Here is a 26,482-nt window from a genome sequence, read left to right on the forward strand (position 1 = left end):
TCCTCAATCTGTTGGTGATACGGGTGCAGTGGGGTCGTGGGGGCCGGTGGAGCGCCTGCGTCGCCGCCGCCAGAGCCCGCCGCCGGCGAGCAGGGCGACGACGAGCCCGGCCGCGGCGAGCAGGACGGGCGGACTCACCCCGCCGGTGCTGCGGACCGACCGGGTCGTACCGGCCAACTGGCCCGGCTCGCTGCTGTCCTCGACCGCGAGGTCGCCGTCGGCGGGCGGCGTCGGGCCCGGCCGCGCCGCGCCGGTGGGCGTACCGGTCGATCGGGTCACCGTGGGTGCCCCGGCGTTGCCGCCGGCCGTCGGTGCCGGGGCGTTGCCGCCGCCGGCCGTCGGCGCCGGGGCGGGGCCCGCCCCGCCGGCCTGGAACCTGATCGGCACGAACCGCTCGTTCGTGGCGCTGGTCACGCCGTGCGCCCCGATGGTGAAGACACCGCACCGGACCGTGCGGCAGTCGAAGGTGCGGGTCGTGCCGTCCGGCATCGTGGTGGCGAAGGTGGAACCGAAGATCCGCATGGTGGTCTTCCAGTTGCCGTCCCCGTCCATGTGGAACCGGGTCGCGTCGCCCGAGGCGCCACCGGCGGTGAAGGAGACCAGCCGCATGGCGCCGGTGCCGTCGTCCCGGGTCGCGGCGTCGCCCGCGTTGCCCGGGTACGCGTACGTCACGCCGACGGTGCCGTCGTTGTTGTTCGAGTTGCGCGTGCTGGGTCCGAAGCGGTTCGCGTCGGCGACCCAGCCGAAGAAGACGTACACCCCGCCGAAGACCTCGACGCCCGGCGCGTGCGGCGGGACGAGGTAGCTCCGGCCGGTGACGGTGACGGTGCTGACCCGGTCGGCCGGCAGCGTTCCCGGCGACACGGTCAGCGACGGACTCCTGGCAGCCTGCCCGGCGGTGGCGCCGACCGCCGGCGCCACCACCAGCGCCGCGACGAGCGCGAGCGCGGATGCGGCACGGAGGGTGCAACGGGTCCGGGCGGCGGCCCAACGAGGGCCGGCGAGGGATGTCATGGCGGCTCCCATCTCAGGTGGTCGATGCCGTGCCGGTGCCCGGATCGGCGGGGCTCGCGGTGCCCGGACCGTCCCGGCGGGGTACGACGAGCACGGCACCGGTACGCGGATGGCGCAGCACCTCGATCGGGTACTGGTAGACCTCGCTGAGCCGCTGCGCGGTCAGCACCTCGGCGGGTGGCCCGGTGGCGGTCACCCGCCCCGCGGAGAGCACCGCCACCCGGTCCGCGTACGCCGCGGCGAGCCCGAGGTCGTGCAGGACGACCAGGACGGCGTCGCCCCGGCTGGCGCGCTCGCGGGCGATCGCGAGGATGCGCTCCTGGTGTCCGATGTCGAGCGAGGCGGTCGGCTCGTCGAGCAGGAGCGCGACCGGTTCCTGGGCCAGCACCCGGGCGAGCGCCGCCCGGGAGCGTTCCCCGCCGGAGAGCGAGGTGTAGACCCGGTCGGCGAAGGCGGTCATGTCGGTCTCGGCGAGGGCGGCGGCGACGACCTCGTCGTCCCACTCCTCGGCCGGCGTTCCCGCCCACGGTGCCCGTCCCATCCGCACCACCTGGGTGACGGTGAACGGGAACGAGATGTCCACGCGTTGCAGCAGTACGCCGCGGCACAGTGCCAGCTCGCCGGCGGACCAGGAACGGAGCGGGGCGCCGCCGACGGTGACGGTGCCGCTGTCGGGCGGGTGGTCCCCGGCGAGCACGCCGAGCAGGGTGGACTTGCCGGCCCCGTTGGGCCCGACCACCGCCAGCACCTCGCCGGTCCGGACGGCGAGGTCGACCCCGCGCAGCACCGGCGTACCGCCCAGCGACAGTGACACGTCCCGCGCCTCGAGGACGGCGGTGCCCTCGGGCGGCGGTGTCGGCACCCGGGTCCGGCGTCGCCACACCCCGTCGAGCACCGGACGGGCTCCCCGGAGAACGGTCATGCCCAACCTCCGGCCCGGGCGCGGGCGCGCATCAGCAGCCAGAAGAAGAACGGGCCACCGACCAGCGCGGTGAGCATCCCGATCGGCAGGTCGGCATAGTCGACCGCGGTACGCGCCACCAGGTCGGCGAGGGTGAGCACGAGTGCACCGCCGACCGCGCTGCCCGGCAGCAGCGCACGGTGGGACGGACCGATCGCCATCCGGATCAGGTGCGGCACCACCAGACCCACGAACGCGATGATCCCGGCGAACGCGACACCCGCCGCCACCATCAGGGTGGTGAGCACGATCGCGGTCAGCCGGAGGCGTTCGACCTGGACACCGAGGTGCCGTGCGGCCCGCTCGCCCAGGGCGAGCAGGTCCAGTCGGCCGGCGAGCGTCCAGGTCGCGACCAGGCCGGCGAGGACCAGCGGGGCCACCACCTGCACCTGGACCCAGCGGCTGCCGTTGAGGCTGCCGAGCTGCCAGAAGACGATCTGTTCGCGGGCGGCGGTGTCGCCCAGGAAGACCAGGTAGGCGATGAGCGCGCTGGCCACCGCGTTGACGGCGATGCCCATCAGCACCAGGGTGACCACCTCGGTGCGGCCGCCACGCCGGGCCAGTCCGTAGACGACGATCGTGGTGACGAGGGCCGTGCCGAACGCGGCGGCGGGAATGGTCATCGGCCCGAGGAAGGTCCAGCCGAAGACGATCACGGCGCAGGCGCCGACCCCGGCACCGGCGGAGACGCCGATCACCCCGGGCTCGGCCAGCGGGTTGCCGAAGATGCCCTGCATCACCGCGCCGGACACGCCAAGCCCGGCCCCGACCAGCAGCCCCATGACCAGGCGCGGGAACCGGATGTTCCAGAGCGCGGCCTCACCGTTGGGGTGGGTCGGCAACTCGCCGAGCTGCAGCCCCAGGCGGTGCAGCAGCGAGCCGATCACCTCGCCGGGCGGGACGTGCAGCTGTCCCGCTCCCGCGGAGACCAGCAACGTCCCGCCGAGCGCGACCAGCAGTACCGCGATCACGACCGTGGCCCGCCCACCGCGCACCGGGCCGGGCGCGGGTACGCCGGCCGGCGGCGCGCCGCGCCCCGGGGGCCGTTCGATCGACCGGGGTGTCGCCACCGTGCTCACGGACGGGCCGCCTCGCCGTAGACGGCCTCGGCAAGTGCCTCGAGGGTCGCGGGGAACTGCGGCCCGAAGCTGAGCACCTGGTGGTCGCTCATGTCGACCACGCAGGCGTGGGCGCCGGCCGGGGTGTCCGCGACGCCCGGCAGCTGCATCAGCCCGTCGACGCCACCGACCGACTCCAGGCCCCGGGTCATCATCAGGTAGAGGTCGGGGCTGGCCTTCACCAGCCCTTCGGCGTTGAGCGGTCGCATCCCCTTCAGGCCGGCCTCGCTGGCGACGTCGATCCCGCCGAGGTCCTGGATCAGGCCGTCCGCGCCCGAACCCTCGCCGAACCAGTAGTAGACCCCGGCGTTGCCGCGCAGGTAGAGGAAGACCATCCGCAGCCGGTGCGCCGGGTCCGCCGGCACGAGTTCGGCGACCCGGGCCCTGGCCGCCTCGGTCTCGCCGCGCACCCGCGCGGCGAGCTGCTCGCCCGCCCGTGGCACCCCGAGCGCCTCGGCGACCGCCTCGATCTGTGGGCCGATCAGGTCGCGGGAGCGTTGATCGCTCATGATGACCACCGGTATCCCGGAATCGCGCAGTTGGAGCTGCACCTCCAGCGGGCCGATGCTGTAGTCGGTCAGCACCACCGATGGCCGCAGGTCCAGGATGGCCTCGCCGTTGAGTTGGTGGCCGTTGTGTGTCACCAACGGCAGGTGCGTCAGCTCGGGGATGCCGGTCGAGACGTCGCGCCCGACCAGCCGGTCCCCCAGGCCGAGGGCGTACACGGTCGTGGCGAGCGTGCCGTACGTGTCGAGTGCCAGGATCCGGCTGGCGTCGGTGACGGTCACCGGCTTTCCGGTGATGTCCGTGTAGACGACCGGCAGGTGCGGCGCGGGATCCGTGGCGATCGGCGCGATGGTGGCCGGCGACCGCGCGGTCGCCGGGCGCCTGCACTCCAACCGCCCGTCGCCGGCCACCGGCCGGTCCGGGGTGGCCGGTACGCCGGGGGACGAGCACGCCGTGAGCAGCGCCAGCGAGAACACTCCGACGCAGAACCGCACCACCACCCGGGATGCTCGCCTCGCCGGCATCTCCGCGCCATCCACGTGACCACCGCCCGTGCTGGGAACTCGCGCCGTGCCACCGGCACCGGTGGCGACACGACATCCATAGTTAGGTAAGGCTTACCTTCCTCGGTATCCTCGCCGCCTTTCCCCTGGCACGTCAAGGAGATGGCCGCCAGCTCACAGGGCCGGCTTCGGCGCCGTACGGTCGACGTCAAGATCAACCGTTTGGCCGGGCGGGCCGGGCCGGGCCGGGCGGGGCAGGCGGGCCGGGGCGCGCTGCCACGGCACGGCCATCGTGTCGGCCCGTCACACGAGCGGCGCCGACCGGCGGGAGACGGCCGCCCCTGTCAACCGCGTCGGTGAGGGCGACCCCCGGTCACCGGCGTCGATGCTCCGGGCGAACTCGCCCGGCTGTTCCGGCACCGTGCGGATCGTGATGACGTACTACCGGACCGGCACCCGCCCCAGCGCCTTCCGCACGAGCGTGCGTGCGTGTTGCTCGACGTAGAAGTGGCCGCCCTCGAATATCTCGAGCGTGAAGTCGCCGGTCGTCGCCTCCCGCCACGCCCCGACGGCGGCAACCTCGACCTCCGGGTCGCGGTCGCCCCCCGCCGCCAGGATGTCGACGTCCGTGCGCGCACCGGGCTCCGGCCGGTACGACTCGACGACGCGGTAGTCGGCGCGCAGGACGGGCAGGACCAGCTCCCGCAGCTCCGGATCTGCCAGCACCTCGCGCTGGAGCCCGCCCAGCCTGTCCAGCCTGGCGAGCATCTCGTCGTCGTTGTTCATCGCGGGCCGGGCGGTGCCGACGAGGGACGGTGCGGGCCGTGCGGAGACGACGAGCAGCGCCGGCCGCCACGACAGCCGCCGGACGGACTCGAAGGCGACCGACGCGCCCTTGCTGTGCCCGAGGAACACGGTGGGCAGATCGCCGAGCCTCTCCAGGTCGGGCAGGAGTCCGCGCACGAGCTCGTCCATGTCGGTGGCGAGCCGGTCACCGAAGCGGTCCTGGCGGCCGGGATACTGCACCGCCACCAGCTCGACATCGGTGGGAACGAGCGTCCGCCACCGCAGGTAGTAGTTCGCCGCACCACCGGCGTGCGGAAAGCACACCAGACGCGCCCGGGCGCGCTCCGGGCCGGCCTGCCTGCGAAGGCTTCCGAACACTGCCACCACCCCTTCCCTGTACGGCGCTGCTTCCCGGCTGCCGCCCCGGCCGCGTCAGCGGGACAGCAGCGACTCCGCGTCCTCCTCGGACATCGTCTCGAGTTGGGTGAGGAGTTCGTCCTCGATGACGGCGGCGACCCCGGCCGGGGTCTGACTCTCGAAGATGACCTGCATGGGCAGGTCGAGGTCCAGCTCCCTGCGCAGGTGCACGACCGCACGCATCGCGGCAAGCGAGTCACCGCCGAGGGTGAAGAAGTTGTCGTGCACGCCGACACGTTCGAGCCCCAGGATGCTCGCCCACACCTCGGCGACGACCGCCTCGACGGCCGTACGCGGCGCGACGTAGGGCGGCGCGGCATCCTCGGCCATCTCCTCCACGAGCAGCGCCTGCCGGTCCACCTTCCCGTTCGGGGTCAGCGGCACGGCGCCGAGCCTCTGGTACGCCGCCGGCAGCATGTACTGCGGCAGTGTCGCGGCAAGGGACTCCGCGAGGTCCTGCGGAATCTCGTCCCCGGCCCGTGGCGCCACGAAGGCGACGATCCGCCTGGAGCCGTGCCGCCGCCCGTGCACGACCGCGACCGCGGCCCGAACCTCCGGATGGCTCGTGATGGCGGCCTCGATCTCGCCGAGTTCGACCCGATAGCCCTGGATCTTGACCTGGGAGTCCTCCCGGCCGAGAAACTCGATCACGCCCTCCGGCAGGAGGCGGCCCAGATCCCCGGTCCGGTACAGGCGCTCCCCGGTCACCGGATGCACGACGAAACCCGCCCGCGTCCTGCCCTCGTCGCGCAGGTACCCCTCGGCGAGACCGACACCACCGATGTAGAGCTGACCCGGCACCCAGACCGGACGCGGCCGGAGCGCGTCGTCCAGGACGTGGAACGTCTGGTTCCGCATCGGTACGCCGTACGGGATGCTGGTCCACCCGGGTGCCACCGCGTCGACGGGGTAGAGGATGGACCAGATCGACGCCTCCGTCGCACCGCCGAGGCTGACGATCTCCGGCTTCCCGACGGTCGCCCGGATCCGGTCGGGCAGGGTCACCGGGATCCAGTCACCGCTCATCATCACCAGTCGCAGCGCGAGGGGGTCGCCGTGCGGCCCGGCGACGCCCAGGTGCTCGACGAGGAGTTCCATCAGCGCGGGTACGGAGTTCCAGACCGTGACCGCGGAGGTCGTCAGGAGCTCGCGCCAGGCCGCCGGGTCGCGGTGGGCCTTCGCCGCCGGCATGACGACCGCGCCGCCGACCGCGAGGGGACCGAAGATGTCATACACCGACAGGTCGAAGCTGAGCGACGACAGCGCCAGCACCCGGTCGTCGGGGCCGACACCGAACCGCTCGTTCACGTCGGTGACCGTGTTGAGGGCCCCCCGGTGGCTGATCATCACACCCTTGGGCACACCGGTCGAACCCGAGGTGAAGATGACGTACGCGAGATCGTCCGCCGTGGTCCGGACGGCGGGCCTGTCGCCGCCCGCCCGGCCCGCCGGCAGCTCGTCGGCGGCCAGCACGGTGCGGCCGGCGCCGAACCGGTCCGCGCCCGCCGCGAGCAGGCGTGCCTGGGTCAGCACGACGGCGACCTCCCCGTGCTCGAGCAGGAACCGGAACCGCTCGTCCGGCAGGTCCGGGTCGATCGGCAGGTACGCCGCGCCGGAGGCGAGGATGCCGAGGACGGCGCCGCACTGCTCCCAGCCCTTCTCCATGGCCACGGCGACGAGCTCGTTCGGCCGCACCCCCGCACCGGCCAGTCGGGCGGCGATCCCGTGGGCGTGCGCGGCCAACTCGCCGTAGCTGACCGTGCGGTCGGGAGTGATCACGGCCGGCCGGCCGGGCATCCTGGCCGCCATACTGAAGAACGGCTCGTGCAGCAGGCCCGCCGGCACCCTCCCCTCGGTCCGGTTGTACGCCGACCAGAGCTCCAGATCCTCGCGTGGGGTCAGCGACGGCATGGGTCGGCCCCAGTGCGCCTCGTCCTCGGCGAGCCAGGCGAGCAGTTCCAGGCTGGCGGCATGGATCGCCGCGACCAGGCCCTCCGGGAAGAGGTCCTCGACCGAGTCGATCTCCAGCGCGAGCGCGCCGCCGTCCTCGTAGGCCTGCGTGTCGATCCAGACCTGCGGTGTCTGTGAGATGCCGTAGACCACCTCACCCAGCCGGGGATCCGCTGCCTCGTCGTGCAGGACACAGGTGAAGACCACGGGCAGGATCGCGGCCATGTCGCCACGCGCCCTCCGCAGCGCCCGCTGGACCCGCACGCCGCTGAAGTAGCGGTGGTCCAGGTCGGACGCGAGCTGGTCCCGGACCGCCCGGGCCCGCGTCTCGAACGAGGCACCCGCCGTCGCGTCGATCTCGGTGAGCATCACCGAGGTGAAGTCGCCGACTATCTCGTCGACCTGCGGGTGCAACGGGAGCCGGTTCGCCACGGGGAGGTTGAGGGTGAAGCGGCGGCTCTTCGACCACGTCGCGACCGCCTCCGAGTACGCGGTGAGGAGTGCCGCTGTCGGGGTGATGCCGCGGCGCCCGGCCCACTCCCTGATCCGTGCCCAGGACTCCGCCGGCAGTTTCCCGGAGAGCTTCCGGAACCTGACGACGTCGATCGTGCCCGGGTCACGCGCCAGCGGCAGCTCGGGCGCGAGCGCCATGGTCGCGACGCGTTCGAGCCAGTACCGCTCCGCGCGGCGGTAGACATCGGTCGCCTCGATGCGCTGCTCCGCCAGCACGTAGTCGCGGAAGGAGAGCGCGATCTCGGGGAGCGCCATCTCCGGGTCGTCGTAGAGGTTCTTCAGGTCGGTCTTGAGGATGCGGATCGCCCACGCGTCGGTGACGAGGCCGTCGATACTCACGTGTAGCCGGCCGCGTCCACCGGGCAGCATCGTGGCGCGGACGTCGAAGAGCGGCCAGCACGACGCGTCGAACACCTGGTGCGACATTGCGGCGCGGGTGTCCTCGACGGCTGCCCGCGCCTCGTCGGCGGGGCGGTCGCGGACGTCCCGGGTCGCGACGGCGTAGTCGGGCACGTCGGCCAGGATCCGCTGCTCGCCGTGTGGTAACACGATCATCCGCAGCATCGGGTGATGCCGGACGAGCCTGCGCCACGCGCGCTCGAGACGCGGCACGTCCAGGTCCGGGACGTCGAACTCCTCGTACAGGTGCATGCCGACGTTGCCGATCTCGTACACGCCGGCGCGACCGACCCAGAACGCCTGCTGCAGCTCGGTCAACGGGAACGGCTCGTGGGCATGCCCGGGATCGGCCACCACCGTGGGCAGCCCCTCGGGCACGGCGTCCCCGGCTTCGGCCCGGGCACCGCGGACCGCCCGGGCGATGCCGCGGATCGTCGGATCCTCGACCACCGTCCGCATCCTCGGCGCGGTCCCGCAGGTCCTGCGCACCTCCGCGAGGAGCTTCACCACGAGCAGCGAGTCGCCGCCGAGTGCGAAGAAGCTGGCGTCGGGGGTGAGACCGGACGCACCGAGAAGATCGGTGAAGATGGCGGCGATCGTTGCCTCGACCTCGTCGGGGCGCGACGCGTCGTCCGGGTCGACGGCCGACGGCGGCACGGCCTCGTCCTCGTCGTCGGCCGGGAGGACCACCTGGCAGGCACCGGGCGCGAGACCCACCGCGCGCACGGCGTACCGGTCGATCCGCGCCGCCGCGCCGCTCGGCCACAGGTAGGTCGTCCACGGCACCGCCGACCCGCGCTGGATCACCGACACGGACGCGGCGACGACGTTCGCCTGCCCCGCGTTCCGGTCGTCGCCGACGAGGACGTGCACCTCGCACGCCCGGGCCGGGACCCGGGACAGGGCCCGCGCGGTCCGCTCCAGCGCCTCGCGGACGGCCGCTAACGGCTCGCCCGCGTCGACGACCACGACGGCGACGCACGACGGGTCGGGCCCGGCCCGGCCGGAGCCCTCGGAGCCGTCGATCTCGGAACCGGACAGCTCGGGAACGGACAGCTCGGGAACGGACAGCTCGGGAACGGACAGCTCGGGAACGGACAGCTCGGGAACGGACAGCTCGGAGACAGTGGCGGCGGACCGGGACAGCGCCGCGCCGAACGCGGCCGCCAGCTCGGCCGGGCCGGCAACCGCATAGTGCGCGCCGGTGTGCCGGTCGGTGCCCGCCGCCCTCTCCCCCACCCGCAGCGGCTCCAGAGACGGCACGAACCGGTGGCCGCCGCGCAGTGCGACGACCGGGCTCTCGAACCGGCTCCGCAGCTCGGCGGCGATCCGCCGGACCTGCGCCGGCCCGGCGACATCCAGCAGGGCCCGCGTGCCGGGCCGGCCCTCCGCCCACGCCGCCAGCGCCGCCTTCGGCGGGGAGAGCGCCTCCTCGCCGGTCACCTCCAGCGCACCGGAGACGACGGCGACCACGCGGGCGTCGCCGTGACCGCGGGCCGCCAGCACCCGCTCGAGCGCGACGAGCCACGGCCCGGGTTCGTCGTCGGCGCCCGTGCCGAACGGTTCGGCACACACCACACCGGCGACGCGTTCCTCCGCGCCGAGCGCGGACGCGAGCACGCGCTCCGGGTCGGGGCCGGCCGGGACCGGCCGCACCGGCGAGCCGTCCAGCCACCCGGGCAGGTCCCCGAACGGGCTCGAAGGATCGGCGACCAGGACCCAGATGCCGTCCGGCACGCCGCCGGGCACCGCCGGCCCCACGCGCCGGAATCCCCGCACCATGGGGCCCGCCGCGGCGCCGGTGCGGGGTACGACCGGGTCGCGGGGCGGGTCGATCCAGTAGCGCCGGTGCTCGAACGGGTAGGTCGGCAGCACGACCCGCCGCGGCTCCTGCCCGCCGTGCGTCGCCGCCCAGCCGACCGGCGCACCCGACCGCCACAGCTCGGCCGCGGCCGTCAGGACGTCGACGTACGCGTCGCCGCCGTCCTCGACCGACGGCAGCGTCGCCACCGCGCCCCGCCCTCCGGCGCCTGCCCGGGCCAGCCTCGTCAGCAGATGGCCCGGGCCGACCTCGAGCAGCACCCCGCCCGAGGCGCGTACCGCCTGCAGGCCCTCGTCGAAGCACACCGTGGACTCCATCTGCCGGGCCCAGTACGCCGGGCTGGTCGCCTCCGCGTCGGTGATCCAGGTGCCGGTCACGTTCGACACGAAGGGGATCCGCGGTGCGACGAGCCGGACGCGCGCGACCTCGGATTCGAAGGCGGCCGCGGCATCGTTCATCAGGCGGGAGTGGAACGCGTGCGACGTGTTGAGCCGGCGCGTCCCGACACCCTGCTCCTGCAGTCGCCGCGCGAGCGCGGTCACCGCCTCGACCGGCCCGGAGACGACGGACCGTCGCGGCCCGTTCACCGCCGCGACGTCGAGGCCGACGCCGCCGAGCAGCGGAGCGAGTTCGGCGGCGGGCAGCGGGACCGCCAGCATGCCGCCCGTGGGCGTGCCCTGCATCAGCCGCCCGCGCGCCACGACCAGGCGGAGGGCGTCCGCCGGGGTCATCACCCCGGCGACACAGGCGGCGACGATCTCCCCGATGCTGTGCCCGAGCATGGCCGCCGGGCGGACGCCCCAGGACATCCACAGTTTCGCGAGGGCGTACCCGACGACGAAGAGCGCCGGCTGCGCGTACCGGGTCTGGTCGATGCGCTCACCCGCGGCCGACCGCTCGTCCGCCTCCGGATACAGCAGGCGACGGATGTCCAGGCCGAGGTCCGGTTCGAGCGATGCGGCGGCGGTGTCGACCTCGGCGCGGAACGCCGGTGCGTGCCGGTAGAGCGCGCGCCCCATGTCGACGCGCTGCGTGCCCTGGCCGGGGAAGAGGAAGACGACGTCCCGGTCCGTGGCCGTTTCGCCCGGGGCACCGGGGTCCGGCACCGGCCGCTCAAGGGCCTCGATCGCCTCGGCCACGGTGCTGGCGACCACGAAGCGACGGTGCGGAAGTGTCCGACGGCCACTCTGCAGGGTGTGCGCGACGTCGGCCAGCCGCTCGTCCGGGTGCGCGCGTAGGTGTGCCGCGAGCCGGGCCGCCAGGGCGTCGAGCGCGGAGGTGGTGGCGGCGGAGAGCGGCAGCACCTGGGGCCGGTGGTCGGCGGCCGGCGCCGCCCGACGCGGCGGCTCCTCGATCACCACGTGCGCGTTGGTACCGCCGATCCCGAAGGAGCTGACACCCGCCCGCAGCGGAGTGCCGCGCCACGGCGAGAGCCGGCTGTTGACGCGGAAGGGCCCGTCCGCCAGGCCGAGGTGGCGGTGCGGGACGGAGAAGTGGAGCGAGGGCGGCAGCTCCCGTGCCCTCAACGCGAGGACCGTCTTGATCATGCCGACGACTCCCGCCGCGGCGTCGAGATGGCCGAGGTTCGTCTTCACCGATCCGATCGCGCAGGGTTCGGCACGGTCGGCGCCGAAGACGCTCGTCAACGCGCTCAGCTCGATCGTGTCGCCGAGCGGAGTGCCGCTGCCGTGCGTCTCCACGTACGAGATGCTGGCGGGATCGACGTCGGCGACGCCGAGTGCCTCGGCGATCACGTCGGCCTGCCCACCCACGCTCGGCGCGGTGAAGCCGACCTTCCTGGCGCCGTCGTTGTTGATCGCCGACCCGCGGATCACGGCGTGGATCACATCCCGGTCGGCGACGGCGTCCCCGAGGCGTTTCAGCACCACGACCCCGGCTCCGTTGCCCGGCACGCTGCCGTTCGCGTTCGCGTCGAAGGCCCGGCAACGGCCGTCCGGCGACGTGACGCCCTCCGGCTCGAAGAGGTAGCCGCGCTGTGCGGGAAGGAGGATCCGCGCGCCGCCGGCGAGCGCGACGTCGCAGTCCCCGCTGTGCAACGCCTGACAGGCCATGTGCACCGCCACCAGGGAGGTGGAGCACGCGGTCTGCACGGTCACACTCGGCCCGCTCAGGTTCAGCTTGAAGGAGACCCGGGTCAGCAGGAAGTCCTTGTCGTTGGCGAGTGCGGCGGACATCGGGCCGACCCGGGCGACGAGCTCCTGGTTGGGCAGGATGTTCTGCACGTGGTAGGCGCTCTGTCCGACGCCGCCGTAGACGCCGACCACCGGCTCCCCCGCCACCGGCAGCTGCCCGGCGTGCTCGAGCGCCTCCCACGCGCACTCCAGGAAGAAGCGGTGCTGCGGATCGAGCAGCTGGGCCTCCCTCGGCGAGAGCCCGAAGAGCCGTGCGTCGAAGCCGGCCACGTCCTCCAACGCCCCGAACGACCGGACGTAGCCGGGCTGGGCAAGCTCCTCGGGCGGCACGCCCGCGGCGAGCAGCTCGGAGTCCGTGAAGGTCCTGATCGACTCGACACCGCCGCGCAGGTTCTGCCAGAAGTCGTCCAGGGTCCGGGCACCGGGCACGCGCACGGCCATCCCGATCACCGCGATCGCGTTCTCCGGCAACGGGTTCTCCTCGCTCATCGGCCCGCCCTCCGGACGTCGGTTACCGCCTCGTCGTTGTCGGTTCCCGCCTCGTCGTTGTCGGTTACCGCCTGGTCGAGGTCGCGGCCCGCCGTGCCGTTGCCGGACCCCTCGTCCTGCTTCCGCGCACGCCCGGCGAGCAGGGTCCTCCGGGCCGCCGCCCGGCGCCGGCCGGCCGCGCCCGCCGGGTTCGCACCGTCACCACCGGCGGCGAGGTGCCGGGCGAGCGCGGCCACCGTCGGAAACCGGAAGAGGTCCACCACCGGTACGTCCCGGCCGGTCGCCCGGGCGAGCCCCGACCGTAGCCGCAGGATCAGCAGCGAGGTGCCGCCGACCTCGAAGAAGTTGTCGTCGGTGGCGACGGTGTCCAGCCCGAGGACGTCCCGCCACACCGCCGCGATCGCCGGCTCCAGCTCGCCCGCGAAGGCACGGTCCCCGCCGGGCGCCGGCGGTGCGGGGGGCGGTGGCTCCTGGCCCCTCCCGCCGCGCCCGGCGCGGTCCCCGGCGTAGCGCGCCGTCAGCGCGGAGACCGGCGCGTCCGGGGCGGCCAGCGCCGCGTCGAGCAGCGACACGAAGTGCCGCGTCGTCCGCTCGACCGTCTCCCGGTCGAAGAGGTCGACGTCGTATTCGACGATGCCGCGCAGCTCGCCCGAGTCGGCCGGGGTCTCGGCCCAGCGCATCACCAGGTCGAGCTTTGCCACCGGGCTCGCCAGCTCCCTGACCGACACCGCGAGGCCGGGAAATCGCGCCGTCCCGGCCGGGATGTTCTGCATCGCCACCATCACCTGCGCCAGTGGCGTACGGCCCGGGACGCGCGGCGGTTTGAGCATCTCCACGATGTCCTCGAACGGCACGTCCTGGTGGTCGTACGCGCCGAGGGTGCGCTCCCGCACCAGCCCGAGGAACTCCTTGAAGGTGAGGTCGTCGGTCCAGCGGGTGCGCAGCACCAGGGTGTTGATGAAACAGCCCACCACCTGCTCGAACTCGGGACGGGTGCGTCCGGAGACCGGGATCCCGACGCTGACGTCGCGCACGCCCGCGTAGCCGCCCATCAGGAGCTGGAACACCGCGACGAGCGTGGTGAACGGGGTCACGCCGAGGGCCGTACCGGTGTCGGTGAGCCGCGCGGTGAGGTCGGCGGGCAGCCGCAACGGCAGCGCGTTCCCCTGGTAGCGGGGCACCGCCGGGCGGGGCCGGTCCGTCGGCAGGTCGAGCGCCGGTGGCGCCCCGGAAAGCTCCTCGGCCCAGTACGCGAGCTGGCCGTCGCGCGCGCCGCCGTCGAGCAGCCGGCGTTGCCAGTCGGCGAAGTCGACGTAGCGCAACGGAAGCGACGGCAGGTCGGGCGCCGTACCCGCCACCGCCGACGCGTAGTATGCCGCGAGGTCGTCGACGAGTACCCCGACCGACCAGCCGTCGCAGATCGCGTGGTGCATCGTGATCAGCAGCTCGTGCCGACCGGGGGCGAGCCGCAGCAGCCGTGCCCGGACGAGCGGGCCGGTCGAGAGCTCGAACGGCCGCCGCACCTCATGCTCCATGACGGCGTCCGCCGCCGCCCGCCGTGCCTCCGTCGGCAGGTCCTGGAAATCGTCGATCTCGAGCCGGACGGCCAGCTCGGCCGCGACGACCTGCCGCGGTTCGTCGTCACCGTCGACGACGAACCAGGTACGCAGCGACGGGTGCCGCCGCACGAGGTCCTGGACGGCGGCGCCGAGACCGGGCACGTCGAGCCGGCCCTCGAGCGTCAGGACGAGCGAGACGTTGTAGAGGGGATTACCCCGCGCGAGCCGGTCGAGGAACCACAGGCGCTGCTGTGCGTGGGAGAGCCGCCACGGGCCCTCCCCGGACGTCACCAGCGGCGGCTGCGTCTCCGCCCTGCGCGCCGTACGCAGCCGGGTGGCCAGGCCGGCCACCGTGGCGGCGTCGAAGAGGTCCCGGATGCCGAGCCGCACCCCGAGCTGCGCACCGAGGTGGGCCACGACCCTCGTCGCGAGCAGGGAGTTGCCGCCGAGCGCGAGAAAGTCGTCGGTCGCCGAAACCGACGTGACGCCGAGAGTGTCGGCCCAGACCCGGGCGACGAGCTCTTCGGTCGCGTCCCGGGGTGCCACGTGCAGTTCGGCGTGGACGGCGTCCGCCTCGGCCGGCGCGGGGAGCGCCCGGCGGTCCACCTTCCCGTTCGGGGTGAGCGGCAGCTCGGTCAACGGCACGTACCAGGTCGGGACCATCGCCTCGGGAAGCACGGCGGCGAGGTGGCCGCGCAGCACACGCGGCGCGACCGCGCGTCCCTGCTGCGGTACGACGTAGGCGGCGAGCCGCTTGGCGGCACCCGTGCCCCGCGCCTCGACGACGGCGGCGCGCACGTCCGGATGCGTGCCGAGGACACTCGCGATCTCCTCCGGCTCGATCCGCACGCCGCGGATCTTCACCTGGGTGTCGAGGCGACCGAGACACTCGAGCACACCGTCCACCCGCCAACGGGCCAGGTCTCCGGTCCGGTACAGCCGCTCCCCCTTGCCGAACGGGCTCGGCACGAAGCGCTCGGCCGTCAGGTCGGGCCGGCCGGCGTAGCCACGCGCGAGACCGCTGCCGCCGATGTACAGCTCGCCCGGCACCCCGACACCCGTCTGCCGGCCCCTGCCGTCGAGGACGTACAGGGTCGTCTCCGGGATCGGGCCGCCGATGGGCAACCGGGCCGCGGCGGCGTCGACGTCTCCGGCGGTGAAGGTGCTCGCGAAGGTCGTACACTCGGTCGGCCCGTACCCGTTGACCAGGCGCACGCCGGGCGCGACCGCGCGCGTCGCGGCCACCCGCCGGGCGTCGGCGGGCTCGCCGCCGAAATAGAGCGCACGCAGCGGCGCGAAGGTCTCCGGCGCGATGTCCGCGTGCATGTGGAACACCGATGTCGACAGGAACATCGCGGTGACGGCACGCTCCCTGAGGCGCTCGCCGAGCAGGGCGGTGGAGAGCACGTCGTCCTTTGCGATACCGGCGAGCCGGGCGCCGTTCAGCAGCGCTCCCCAGATCTCCAGCGACGCCGCGTCGAACGCGGGGCTCGACGCCTGTGCCACCACGTCCGTGTCGTCGCAGGCGAAGAAGGGTGCGTCGCAGACGAGGCGGACGATGCCGCGATGGGTGGTCGCGACGCCCTTCGGCCGTCCGGTGGAGCCCGACGTGTAGAGCACGCACGCCCGCTGGTCGGGATGCACGTCCCGGTGGTCGAACCGCACGGCTGCGGCCCCCTCGGTCAGCCCGGCCATCCGTAGCACCGGCGCCGGCGGCGTCCAGGACAGCTCACCGCCGGTCAGCACCAGGCACGCGTCGCTGTCCGCGACCATGAGCGCGAGCCGCGCTTCCGGGTACTCCGGGTCGAGCGGCAGGTAGGCGGCGCCCGCGGTGACGACGGCGACCATGGCGACGACGAGCGCCGCCGACCGCTCCATCGCCAGCCCCACCGTGGACTCCGGACCGACACCGGCCCGGACGAGCGCGGCCGCCAGTTCCTCGGAACGGCGGAGCAGCTCGCCATAGCTGAGGGTCTCGTCGTCGAAGACCAGCGCCACGGCGTCCGGCCTCTCCCGCGCCTGGCGGTGGAAGCCCTCCACCAGGTTGCGCGGGCGGTCCGCGCTGGTGTCGCCGCCCCACTCGGCGAGTTCCGCCCGCTCGCCGGAGGTCGTGCTCACCAGATCGTCCACCGGAGTCTCCGGAGCGGCGAGCGCCGAGCAGAGCAGCGCGGTGTAGTGACTCGTCAGTTGCTCGACGGTCGCGCAATCGAAGAGCGTGCCGTCGTACCGGACCGTGCCGCGCAGCCCGCCGGGACCGTCGGGCCGCCAGGTCACCGCCAGGTCCAGCGCACCCAACGGCACGTCCGCCATCGCGAGCGCCACCCGCCACGGCGGCTCCTCTGCCGGCTGCCCGGCGGCGGCAGCCATCCCCTCGGGCGGGAGGCCGCCGTGCTTCTCCGCGTCGAGCACCGCCGCGCGGACGCGGCCGAGGAACGCGGCGAAGGTCGGCCCGTCCGCCCAGGAGGCCCGGATCACCGTCATGTTCGCGGCCGCACCGTCCGGCAGGTCCGCGAGGGACCCGTCCGACAGCCCGGTGGCGGTCCCGTCCGGTCCCGGTCCCGGTCCCGGTCGACCCGGGCTGGCAACGCCGACGTCGCGTACGTTGCCGTAGCGGCCCATCAGCAGCTGCCACACCGCGACGAGTGCGGTGAACCGGCTCACCCGGTGCTCGGCGCAGAGGCCGTCGAGCCGCGCGGTCACGCCGGGATCCAGCGTCAGTGCGACGCTCGACTCCACCGGTCGCCGTCCGGCGCCGCGTGCGCGATCGGTCACGAGCTCCAGTACGGGCAGGCCGTCGAGACGCTCCCGCCAGTACGCCACGCCGGCGTCGTCCATGTGTCTGTGTCGGTCACTGCTCATGACGCACTTCCTCGGCCTAGACGGTTGCCTTGCGGGGTTCGACCGGCGTGACCGTGGCGACCCGCCCCGCGTCGAGCGTCACGACGCGGTCGGCGTCCACGAGCGTGTCGCGCCGGTGGGCGATGCAGAGCACGGTGGCGCCCGCGAGTTCCGACCGGAGAGTCCGCTGGACCCGCGCGTCCGTCTCCATGTCGAGGTTCGCGGTCGCCTCGTCGATGAGGACGACCTTCGAGTTGTGCAGCACGGCCCGGGCCAGGCAGAGCAGCTGCCGCTCTCCCGCGCTCAGCCGCGCCCCGCCGATGGTGAAGACGTGCTCCAGCCCGCCGGGCAGCGCGAGCAGCCTGTCGTCGATGCCGACCGTCCCGAGGGCGGCGAGGATCTCGCCGTCGGAGAACTCCGTGAAGGGATCCAGGTTCTCCCGCAGCGTTCCGGGGAGCAGCACGGGATCCTGCGGGATCACCGCGACCCGGCTCCGCAGGTCGGTCAGGCGGATCGTGGCCACGTCGACGCCGTCGACGAGGATGCGGCCGCGGTCGCACTCCACGAACCTCAGCAGCGCGGCGAAGAGGCTCGACTTGCCGCTGCCGGTGCGGCCGACGATGCCGACCTTCGTCCCCGCCGGAACGGCGAACGAGACGCCGTCCAGCGCGGGCGGCAGGTCGTGGGCGTACCGCAGCACGACGTTCTCGAACCGGACCTCGCCCGCCGCCGGCCAGCCGGGCGGCGCCGGATCGCCCGCGGTCGTCTCGACCGGCAGCTGGGTGTAGGCGTGGACCCGTTCGAAGCCGGCCAGCCCGAGGTCCAGCATGCGGAGGCTGAGCAGGCTCATCGCGAGCGCGCCGACCAGTGCGTACGCGAAGGTGATGCCGGCGCCCGCATAACCGGGGCCGACGCCCTCGACGACCAGCAGGCCGGTGACGCCGAAGAGCACGACCGCGCCGAGCAGGTCGAGCCGCAGGTTGAAATAGCGCGACAGCGAGTTGACGGTGTAGTCGGCATGGTGGGCGACCCGCACGCGCTCGCGGAACTCGTGTTCGTATCCCGCCACACGCCGGGGCCTGCCCTCGATGGAGGTGGCGCCCTCGACGACCTCGGTGAGTGTGGAGATCACCGGCTCACGTGCCTGCTTCGACAGGCGGGAGGCCTCGACCGTGCTCGACCGGGTGCGCCGCTGCCAGCGCAGGTAGACCACCAGGACCAGGACGGTGACGATCACGGTCGGCGGTCCCAGCAGGACCAGGGCGACGGCGGGGACGACGAATCCGACGACGACCTTGAGCAGGTCCATCGTGAACTTGGGGAGTTCGAGGTCGACGGTCTCCATGTCCGCGGAGAACCGGGTGAGGATCCGCCCCGACGGCGTCCGGTCGAAGAACGTCAGGGGTGCCCGCAACACGCGCCGCAGCATGCCGTCGTGCAGGGTCATCCCGGCCGTGACGCCGCGCGAGAACGCGAACGAGAAGAGGTTGCGGTCGAGGACCAACGCGGTCAACCCGATCGCGGCGTAGACGCCCGCGTAGAAGAGGGTGTTCTCCTCCGGTCGCTCGGTCCATCGACCGAGCCACAGCGATCCGGAGCTGAGCACACCCTCGGCGAGCAGCGCCAGCCCGATCAGCACCGCCAGCAGCAGGCCGGGGGCCAGCACCCCCAGATAGTCGCGATAGGTCTGGTTGGTGATCCGCCCGGTCCGCACCGGCTCCTCGGCCGGGGCCGGCGACGCGACGGCGGCAGGCGTCTCCGGTGCCGGCGCGACCGCCGGCGCGGTCTGCGCGGCCTGCGCGGCGATGACCGGCAGCAGCTGCGGTGCCGTCGCCACGATCTCGTCGTAGCGACCCACCGCGACCACCCGGCCCTCGTCGAGCACGACGACCCGGTCCGCGCGACGGGCGTAGTCCAGCCGGTGGGTCGCGATGACCCGGGTCCGGCCGTCGAGCACGCCGGTGAAGAGCTCGTCGAGCATGGTGGTGGCCACGGCATCGTCCACCGCGCTGGTCGGGTCGTCGACGAGGTAGACGTCGCCGTCCTCGTAGCCGGCCCTGGCGAGCGCGACCCGCTGGCGCTGGCCACCGGAGAGGTTCGCGCCCCGGTCGCCGACGATCGTCGCGTCACGCGCGGGCATGACCGAGAGGTCGGCGTCGAGCGCCGTCGCGCGCAGCACCGCCGCGTAGCGCTCCGGGTCCTCCGGCGAGAAGCACCGGATGTTCTCCGCGATGCTCGCCTGCATGGTCCAGGGCCGCTGCGGGACGTGGACCACGCTGCCCGGCACCCGTAGCGTGCCGGCGACCTGGCGCAGTGTCCCGGCGAGGGCACCGAGCAGGGCGGACTTGCCGCTGCCCACCCGACCGAGCACACAGACCAGCTCGCCGCGCCCGATCGTCAGGTCGACGGGGCCGAGGCAGGGCTCGGCGTCCGATCCGCCCGGCCAGGTGAAAGTGGCGCCGGAGAGCGTGACGGACCCGGCCTCGGCACGCCCGCCCCCGGCGCGACCCACCGCTTCCGGCGCACCGAGTTCCGGCGCACCGAGTTCCGGCGCACCGAGTTCCGGCGCACCGACTTCCCGCGCATCGATCTCCGGCGCGTCGAGAAACGCGGCCACCTTGCCGACCGCCACCCGCCATTCGTTGCGCATGTCCAGATAGCGGACGAGCTCGGGCAGCTGCCCACGGAGGTTGGTCAGTACGGTGATCGCGGCGAACACGTCGGCGGCGCGCAGGGTGTTGCCGAGCGCGACGTACGTCACCAACGTGCTGGTGATCATCAGTATCGGGGCGGCCGCGTTGACGAGATAGAGCGTCGCGAGACGTCGCTGCCGCCGGATCAGGAGCTCGTTGAGCACCGCCCGCTCCCGCGTCACCACCCGCTCGGCAAAGCCCTCCCAGGCGTGCGAACGCAGACCCCGCGCCGCGCCGAGAAGCTCGGCCACCAGGCCGATGCGGGTACCGTTGGCGGCCCGGATCTTCGGCACCAGCCGGTAGACGCGGTTGTTCACCACGTTCGACAGGAACACCCCGCCGATCAGCACCGCGATGCCGACCAGCCCGGCCCAGCCGAGCAGCAGGCAGAGGATCGTGCACGAGCCGGCGATGCCCAGCGGCACCGCCCAGCCCATGTGGAAGAAGGACGTCTGCCCGACCCGGGGCGTGTCCGCGGTCGCCAGCGTGATCACCTCGCCGGACGGGTACGCGGCGCGCGCCGACCGGTCCATCCGGAGGTACTTGCGGAGCACCTGGGTACGCAGGAGCGCGGTTGTCGACTGGGCGGACTTCCACGCCTCCGACCACTGATGCTTGTGCGCGACGCCCTCGGCGACCTGGTAGGCGCCGAGGCCGGCGGCGATCAGCAGGCCCTGGGCTATCGCGGTACCGTCCTCGAACCACGAGATGAGCCAGCGGATGAGCAGCGGCCCGGCCGTCGACAGGGCGGTGTAGGCGAGGAAGACCAGCGCCGCCCACCAGAACCGCCGCCGGTAGGTGTCGTAGAGCGCCCTGCGCAGCCCGTCCCTGCCCGCGCGCCGCTCCCGGTACGCCCGCTCGAACGCGGGCCCGGTCCGCTCGAGGTGGTCGTACGGCGGCGGCACCAGGCTGTCGGAGAGCTCGATGCTCCGCCTCGTCCCCGTGTCGACCAGGGCCGACGGCCACCGGATGAAGACCCGCGAGAGAATGCCCGCGGTTCCCTCCCGGCTCGCGCCGCCGTCCATGCCCGTGTGCACCATGGACTCTCTCTTCCGTTTTCCGCGTTCCGGCACGTCAGAACCCCGCGGCCTACTCCGTCGGGCCGGTCAGCGGGGCGAAGCCGTACGCGTCTTCGAGCGCGTGCCGCGCCGCCGCAGACAGGTAGCCGCGCATCACCCCGAACTCCCGCTCCCGGCTGCGCCGTCGCGACTCCGCGAACCGGGGACGCTGCTCCAGCCAGTTGGCGACGGTCACGGCGGCGAGGTCGGCGTACTGCGCGTCGGTGACGCCGACGGTCTCACCCGCCCGCGACTCGAGCAGGAAGGGCGGGCCGTCGAAAGCGGCGTCGAAGATGCTGCCCCGGGTCAGGGTCCCGAACAGGTAGGCGATGATCTCCGCCTCTTCCCCGATGAGAGCACGGACCTCGGGCCGCTCCCCGTGCTCGACCGTCCCGGTCGGGAAGATGTCGGTGCCGTACACGGAATGGAAGAGGCCGGCGTCGCACAGTGCCGCCCGCTCGCCCCAGCTCAGCAGCAGGTCGTGCACCCCCTTGAGGTGTGCGAGGAGGTCGGCGCCCGAGTGCGCAGTCTCGCCCGTACCGTGGCGTTCGAGAAACGCGATCTTGTCCGGGTAGCTCGCGGCCGTGGTCACGTCGTCCCCGGTGCCGCGGCGGCGGACAGGTTGTCGTAGCAGGCCGCTCCCATGGCGACCAGCAGTTTGCGCGGGCCGACGAAGCTCGACCGGCCGTGCGACATCGCCATGTTGTCCACCAGCAGGACGTCCCCGGTCCGCCAGGGAAAGGCGACGGTCTCCTCCGCGTACGCCTGCCGGATCGCCGCGAGATCGGCCGCGTCGATCGGGCTGCCGTCGCCGAGATAGGCGTTACGCGGCAGGTCGGCCTCGTCCATCATGTCGAGCAGGGCGACGCGGGTCGCCTCCTTCAGGTTCGACACGTGGAAGAGGTGCGCCTGGTTCATCCACACCGGCCTGCCGGTCTCGGGATGGGTGGCGACGGCCTGGCAGGTCTCGACGGTGCGCAGCACGCCGTCGTCGAGCCACTCGAAGGCGATGTTCCGCCGGCGGCAGAAGTCCTCCACCTCGGCGGGCTCGCGGGTGGCGAACGCGTCCTGCCACGAGACGCCGAGACCCGCACGGTAGTTGCGCACGTAGCGCACGCCGTGCCGGGTGAACCGCTCCCGCACGCCGGCCGGGATGCGGTTGTGCACCGCGTGGCTGTCGGCCAGCGGCGTCTCGCCACCGCCCCGGGCCGGAAGGACCGAGTAGAACCAGATCCGCAGCGGCCACGTCGTCGTGTAGCTCATCTCGTTGTGCTGCGGGATGACCTCGCTCGCCGGGTACTCGGTGGAGGTGTAGACGTCACCGACCTTGCTGCGCGGCGTCGAGCCGTAGGTGTACTCGGCCAGTTCGTCGTCGAAGACCCGGACCACCCGGGCGAAGACCGACTCGTCCGGTACGTCGAACCCGCGCAGCAGGCAACCGCCCGCCGTACGCAGCCGGTCGCGTACCAGGTCGGCGTGTGCCGTGGCCCACCCGACGGGGTCCGTCCCGGGCCCGATCGCCTCGAAGACGGCCACCCTCCGGCCCGGAAAGAGGAATGATTCGCGCACGGTGTGCGCGTCGCCGCCACCGGTCACGACTCTTCCCCGGATCCGGTCGAACCTTGCGCCGCCATGTGCGCCACGAGACTGCGCGGCCGCATGTCCGTCCAGTTCGCGTTGATGTAGTCGATGCAGGACGTCCGGTCGGCCGCACCGTGCACGACGGTCCAGCCCGGCGGAACCGGCCCGATCTGGGGCCACAACGAATGCTGACCCTCGTCGTTCACCACGACGAAAAACTGTCCATCCGGATCGTCGAACGGATTCATGACGACGCCCTACCTCGTTTCGGGATCAACTCGACAGGCAAGCTGCCGTAGCCACGAAGAAATGTGGAGTACAGCGGTGTGGGTTCGCCGCGCGACTGGACGCTGTCGACGGTCCTGCGCAACGTCGTGAGCACGGCGCCTACCTCGGCCCTGCCGAGGTAGGCGCCGAAGCAGAAGTGCGGGCCGTATCCGAGCGAGAGGTGCGGGTTGGGTGCGCGCCCGAGATCGAAGGTGTCGGGATCGGCGAACACCTCGGCGTCCCGGTTGGCCGAGGTGTTCCACCCGGTGACGATGTCGCCCTTTCGCACCGTGTGACCGCCGACCCGGACGTCGGTACGGGCGATGCGCCCGACGTGCATCACCGGTGTGGTCCAGCGGAGCACCTCGTCCACGGCGGTCGCCATCCGCACCCGTCCGGAGCCGAGCGACTCCCACTGCTCGGGGTGGCCGGTCAGCGCGAGTACCCCACCGACCATGGCGAGCCTGCTGGTCTGGTCGCCGGCGAGGATGAGTCCGTAACAGTTGACCACCAGTTCGTCGATGGTCATCGGCCGGCCGTCGACGACGCAGCTCGCCATCGCGCCCATGAGGTCGTCCGTCGGACGGCGGCGGCGTTCGTCGGCGACGTCCTGGCAGTACAGCAGCAACTCGTTGCGCGCGGCCCAGGCCTGTTCGTCGGTCTGGTCGGCCTCGTCGGAGCTGAGCGCCTCCCGGCTGAGCCCGAGCAGCATGTCGTGGTCGGCGGCCGGGATCCCGATCAGGTCGCAGATGGTGCCCATCGACACCCGTTCCGCGACGTCCCGGGCGAAGTCGACCTCGCGCCTCTCCGCCGCCTCCCGGAGCAGCGCGTCGACACGATCCTGAAGCCGGTTGACGATGAGTTCGCGGCTGCGCGGGCTGAACGCCTTCACCAGGATCGCGCGCATCGCGCTGTGCCGGGGCGCGTCGGTGAGCGCCAGCATCATCCCGGCGGCCGGATCGCCGTGCGGCTTGTGCAGGGAGGTCAGCATGTTGCCGTGGTGGGAGCTGAACCGCTCGTCGTCCTGGTAGAAGGCCCGGACGTCCGCGTGCCGCGAGAGCACCCAGAACGGCGGGCCGTGCCCGGTCTCCGGGTGCAGGTGGACCGGGGCCTCGGTCCGGAACCGGCGCCACATCTCGTCGGTGTCCGAGCGGACGAACGTCTCGGGATCGGCGAGGTCGATCGCGGAGAGATCCCCGTCGAGGAGGCCGGGTGTCATACCGGGTCCCCCTCTCCCGCCGACGACAGCACCTGTGCCGGGGTCGGCGCCGTGAACAGGCTCCGTACCGGCAGCTCCAGGCCGATCTCCTTGCGCAGCCGGCTGACCAGCCGGATCGCCTTGAGGGAGTTGCCGCCGAGGTCGAAGAAGTTGTCGTCGATGCGGACCTGTGGCACCGCGAGCACCTCCGCGAAGATCTCGCAGAGCGCGGCCTCGCGGGGTGTACGCGGCAGCCGGCCCGACGCCGGTGACGGGGCGGCCCCGGTCGGCTCCCTCCGGAGGCCGGGCAACGCCCGGCGGTCGACCTTTCCGTTGGGCGTCAGCGGAAGCCGATCGAGCCGGACGACCGCGGTGGGCACCATCCACTCGGGAAGCGTCGCGCCGGCATGCGCCCGCAGCGCCTCGGTCGGCAGGCCGGCGCCCTCCGCGGCGACGACGTACGCGACGATCTGCCGCTCGCCGTCGACCTCCTCGGCGAGCACGGCCACCTCCCGGACGTCGGGGTGCCCGGCGACCACGGTCTCGATCTCGCCGAGTTCGACCCGGTAGCCACGGATCTTGATCTGGTCGTCGGCCCGCCCGAGGAACTCGAGCTCGCCGTCCGGCCGGGTCCGGGCAAGGTCGCCGGTGCGGTACATCCGCTCGCCGGGCGGCCCGAACGGATCCGGCACGAACCGTTCCGCGGTCAGCCCCGGCCGGTTGAGGTAGCCGCGGGCCAGGCCGGGACCGGCGAGGTACATCTCGCCCGGCACGCCGACCGGGACCCGGGCACAGGACGGGTCGAGCAGGTACACCCGCATGTCCTGCCTCGGGCGGCCCAGCGGCGCGGGCCGGTCGGGCCGCCACTCCGGGGTCAGCACCGCATGCGTCACGATCAACGTCGTTTCGGTCGGCCCGTACATGTGCCGGATCACCGTGTCCGGGCATCGTTCGCGCACCCGGGCCAGCGCGCCCGGATTGACCACGTCGCCGCCGGTCGAGACCTCGCGCAGCGGAGCGAACACCTCGGGCGCGGTGTGCGCGACGGCGGCGAAGAGGCCGGCGGTGAGGCTGACGGCGGTGAGCCGGTGTGCCTCGATCAGCGACCGCAGCACGTTGGCGTCGACGTATCCGGGTGGAGCCACCACGACCTGCCCGCCGTTGAGCAGCGGAACCCACAGCTCGTAGGTGGACAGGTCGAACGCGTGCGGGGAGTGCAGCAGGACGCGCCCGTGGCTGCTGCTCGGCTGCCAGCAGGGGTCGGCGGCGAAGTGGGCGACCGCCGCCTGGCTGATCGCCACCCCCTTCGGCGAGCCGGTCGAACCGGAGGTGTACATGACGTACGCCAACTGGGCGGCTGCCGCCCGGCCGTGCGGGCGGGGCGGGACGGTGCCCTCGGGCACGGTGCCACCGCACTCGTCCACCTGGCACAACCGTGCGGAGTGCCGGGGAACCGCCGGCAGCATCGCGCGGTCGACCAGCAGCACCTCGGCGCCGACATCGGCGAGGATGAACTCCATGCGGGTCGCCGGATAGTCGGCGTGCAGCGGCACGTAGACGCCGCCGGCCTTGAGGATCGCGAGGAGTGACACGACGAGGTCGGCCGAGCGCTCCTGGAGCACGGCGACCATCGACTCCGTACGGACCCCGAGGGTGGCGAGCCTGGCTGCCAGCAGGTCGGCACGGGCGTCGAGCTCCCGGTAGCTCAGCGTGACGTCTCCGGCGACCACCGCGACCGCGTCCGGCGTCCGGCGGACCTGAGCCGCGAACGTCGCGGCCAGTCCGGCTTTCTCGCGCGTACGCACCGATGCTCCGTCGCCGGCCGGTGCCACGGGGCTCACGTGCCGACCGCCTTCGCGATCACGGTGAGCAGCTCCTCCGCCTCGTCGATGAGGTACATGTGCGGACCGTCGAACTCGATCAGGGCGAAGCTCCCGGTGCTGGCCCTGCTCCAGCCGCGCGCCTCGCCGGCGCTCACCACCGGGTCACGCCGACCGCGCAGCGCGGTGACCGGGACGCCGAGCGGCTCGCCCGCCGGGGCGACGTACCTCTCGTGGCTCTCCATGTCGGCCCGCAGCGCGGGAAGGATCAGCTCGCGCAGCTCCGGCACGGCGAGGGCCTCGTGGTCGTAGCCGATGTCCTCACGGACCCGGCGCACCAACTCGTCGTCGGAGCCGGTCGCCCACCGTGCCCGCGGCGCCCACGGGCTCTGCGAGCCGCTCGGGAACAGGTGCACGAGCTGCGGACCGTCGGCACGGGACAGCCGCCGGGCGAGTTCGAACGCCACGATGGCGCCGAAACACTGCCCGAAGAGCGCCACGCGCTGCCCGGCACCTGCCGAGACGACCTCGGGGAGCAGCATCTCGACGGCTGCCCCGACATCGCCGGGTGGATCCTCGTCGATCCGCCACTCGCGCCCCGGCAACTGCGGTGCGAGTATCTCCAGGCCGTCCGGGGCGATCTTCCGCCAGGGATGGAAGAACGACGCACCCGAACCGGCAAATCCCAGGCACACAAGGATCGTGTGACTCAATCCTGCCCCCGTTGTACTGTCGAAATGCCTTACCGTGATCGTGGCGGCGACCTTGCCCGCACGGATCCGTGTGTGCGGCACCGTTGCACGGCGCTCTAACAGATTCCTAACAACGCACCCCCG

General features: G+C 73.0%; 14 protein-coding genes. All 14 read right to left on the reverse strand.

Annotation, left to right across the window (positions count from 1 at the left end; translation table 11 throughout):
* Positions 1 to 3: 3 nt before the first annotated feature.
* A complete protein-coding gene (locus ACN27G_RS15665) occupies positions 4 to 1,014 on the reverse strand; it encodes an LPXTG cell wall anchor domain-containing protein (protein WP_421493543.1) in 1,011 nt (336 codons plus the stop codon).
* A gap of 13 nt (positions 1,015 to 1,027) precedes the next feature.
* Complete coding sequence (locus ACN27G_RS15670; RefSeq protein WP_421493544.1) at positions 1,028 to 1,936, reverse strand: heme ABC transporter ATP-binding protein; 909 nt, start codon at positions 1,934 to 1,936, stop codon at positions 1,028 to 1,030.
* Positions 1,933 to 3,054: a FecCD family ABC transporter permease gene (locus ACN27G_RS15675; RefSeq protein ID WP_421493545.1), complete on the reverse strand. Its 1,122-nt coding sequence runs from the start codon at positions 3,052 to 3,054 to the stop codon at positions 1,933 to 1,935. The genes ACN27G_RS15670 and ACN27G_RS15675 overlap by 4 nt, the downstream gene beginning before the upstream one ends.
* Positions 3,051 to 4,124 (reverse strand): heme/hemin ABC transporter substrate-binding protein, encoded by a 1,074-nt coding sequence (locus ACN27G_RS15680; RefSeq protein WP_421493546.1) that lies wholly within the window; start codon positions 4,122 to 4,124, stop codon positions 3,051 to 3,053. Before ACN27G_RS15680 ends, ACN27G_RS15675 begins: the two co-directional genes overlap by 4 nt.
* 420 nt (positions 4,125 to 4,544) lie before the next feature.
* Positions 4,545 to 5,273 (reverse strand): thioesterase II family protein, encoded by a 729-nt coding sequence (locus ACN27G_RS15685; protein WP_421493547.1) that lies wholly within the window; start codon positions 5,271 to 5,273, stop codon positions 4,545 to 4,547.
* A 48-nt stretch (positions 5,274 to 5,321) separates the two neighbouring features.
* Entirely contained in the window at positions 5,322 to 12,632 is a 7,311-nt protein-coding gene (locus ACN27G_RS15690; protein ID WP_421493548.1) for an amino acid adenylation domain-containing protein, read from the reverse strand.
* Positions 12,629 to 17,050 carry an amino acid adenylation domain-containing protein gene (locus ACN27G_RS15695; protein ID WP_421493549.1) on the reverse strand — a complete coding sequence of 1,474 codons (4,422 nt, stop codon included), beginning with the start codon at positions 17,048 to 17,050 and terminating at the stop codon, positions 12,629 to 12,631. Before ACN27G_RS15695 ends, ACN27G_RS15690 begins: the two co-directional genes overlap by 4 nt.
* A gap of 16 nt (positions 17,051 to 17,066) precedes the next feature.
* Positions 17,067 to 20,762: an ATP-binding cassette domain-containing protein gene (locus ACN27G_RS15700; protein ID WP_421493550.1), complete on the reverse strand. Its 3,696-nt coding sequence runs from the start codon at positions 20,760 to 20,762 to the stop codon at positions 17,067 to 17,069.
* A 49-nt stretch (positions 20,763 to 20,811) separates the two neighbouring features.
* Positions 20,812 to 21,372, reverse strand: a complete 561-nt coding sequence (locus ACN27G_RS15705; RefSeq protein WP_421493551.1) for a DUF6817 domain-containing protein — start codon at positions 21,370 to 21,372, stop codon at positions 20,812 to 20,814.
* Positions 21,369 to 22,376 carry a TauD/TfdA family dioxygenase gene (locus ACN27G_RS15710; protein WP_421493552.1) on the reverse strand — a complete coding sequence of 336 codons (1,008 nt, stop codon included), beginning with the start codon at positions 22,374 to 22,376 and terminating at the stop codon, positions 21,369 to 21,371. Before ACN27G_RS15710 ends, ACN27G_RS15705 begins: the two co-directional genes overlap by 4 nt.
* On the reverse strand, positions 22,373 to 22,609 hold the full coding sequence (locus ACN27G_RS15715; protein WP_421493553.1) for an MbtH family protein: 237 nt from the start codon (positions 22,607 to 22,609) through the stop codon (positions 22,373 to 22,375). Before ACN27G_RS15715 ends, ACN27G_RS15710 begins: the two co-directional genes overlap by 4 nt.
* On the reverse strand, positions 22,606 to 23,847 hold the full coding sequence (locus ACN27G_RS15720) for a cytochrome P450 (protein ID WP_421493554.1): 1,242 nt from the start codon (positions 23,845 to 23,847) through the stop codon (positions 22,606 to 22,608). The genes ACN27G_RS15715 and ACN27G_RS15720 overlap by 4 nt, the downstream gene beginning before the upstream one ends.
* Entirely contained in the window at positions 23,844 to 25,631 is a 1,788-nt protein-coding gene (locus ACN27G_RS15725) for a non-ribosomal peptide synthetase (protein WP_421493555.1), read from the reverse strand. The genes ACN27G_RS15720 and ACN27G_RS15725 overlap by 4 nt, the downstream gene beginning before the upstream one ends.
* Positions 25,632 to 25,663: 32 nt before the next feature.
* The gene (locus ACN27G_RS15730; protein ID WP_421493556.1) at positions 25,664 to 26,359 is read right to left on the reverse strand and encodes a thioesterase II family protein; all 696 of its coding nucleotides are present in this window, start codon (positions 26,357 to 26,359) and stop codon (positions 25,664 to 25,666) included.
* Positions 26,360 to 26,482 lie beyond the last annotated feature (123 nt).

The sequence above is a fragment of the Plantactinospora sp. WMMB334 genome, assembly GCF_049179095.1.
GTDB lineage: Bacteria > Actinomycetota > Actinomycetes > Mycobacteriales > Micromonosporaceae > Plantactinospora.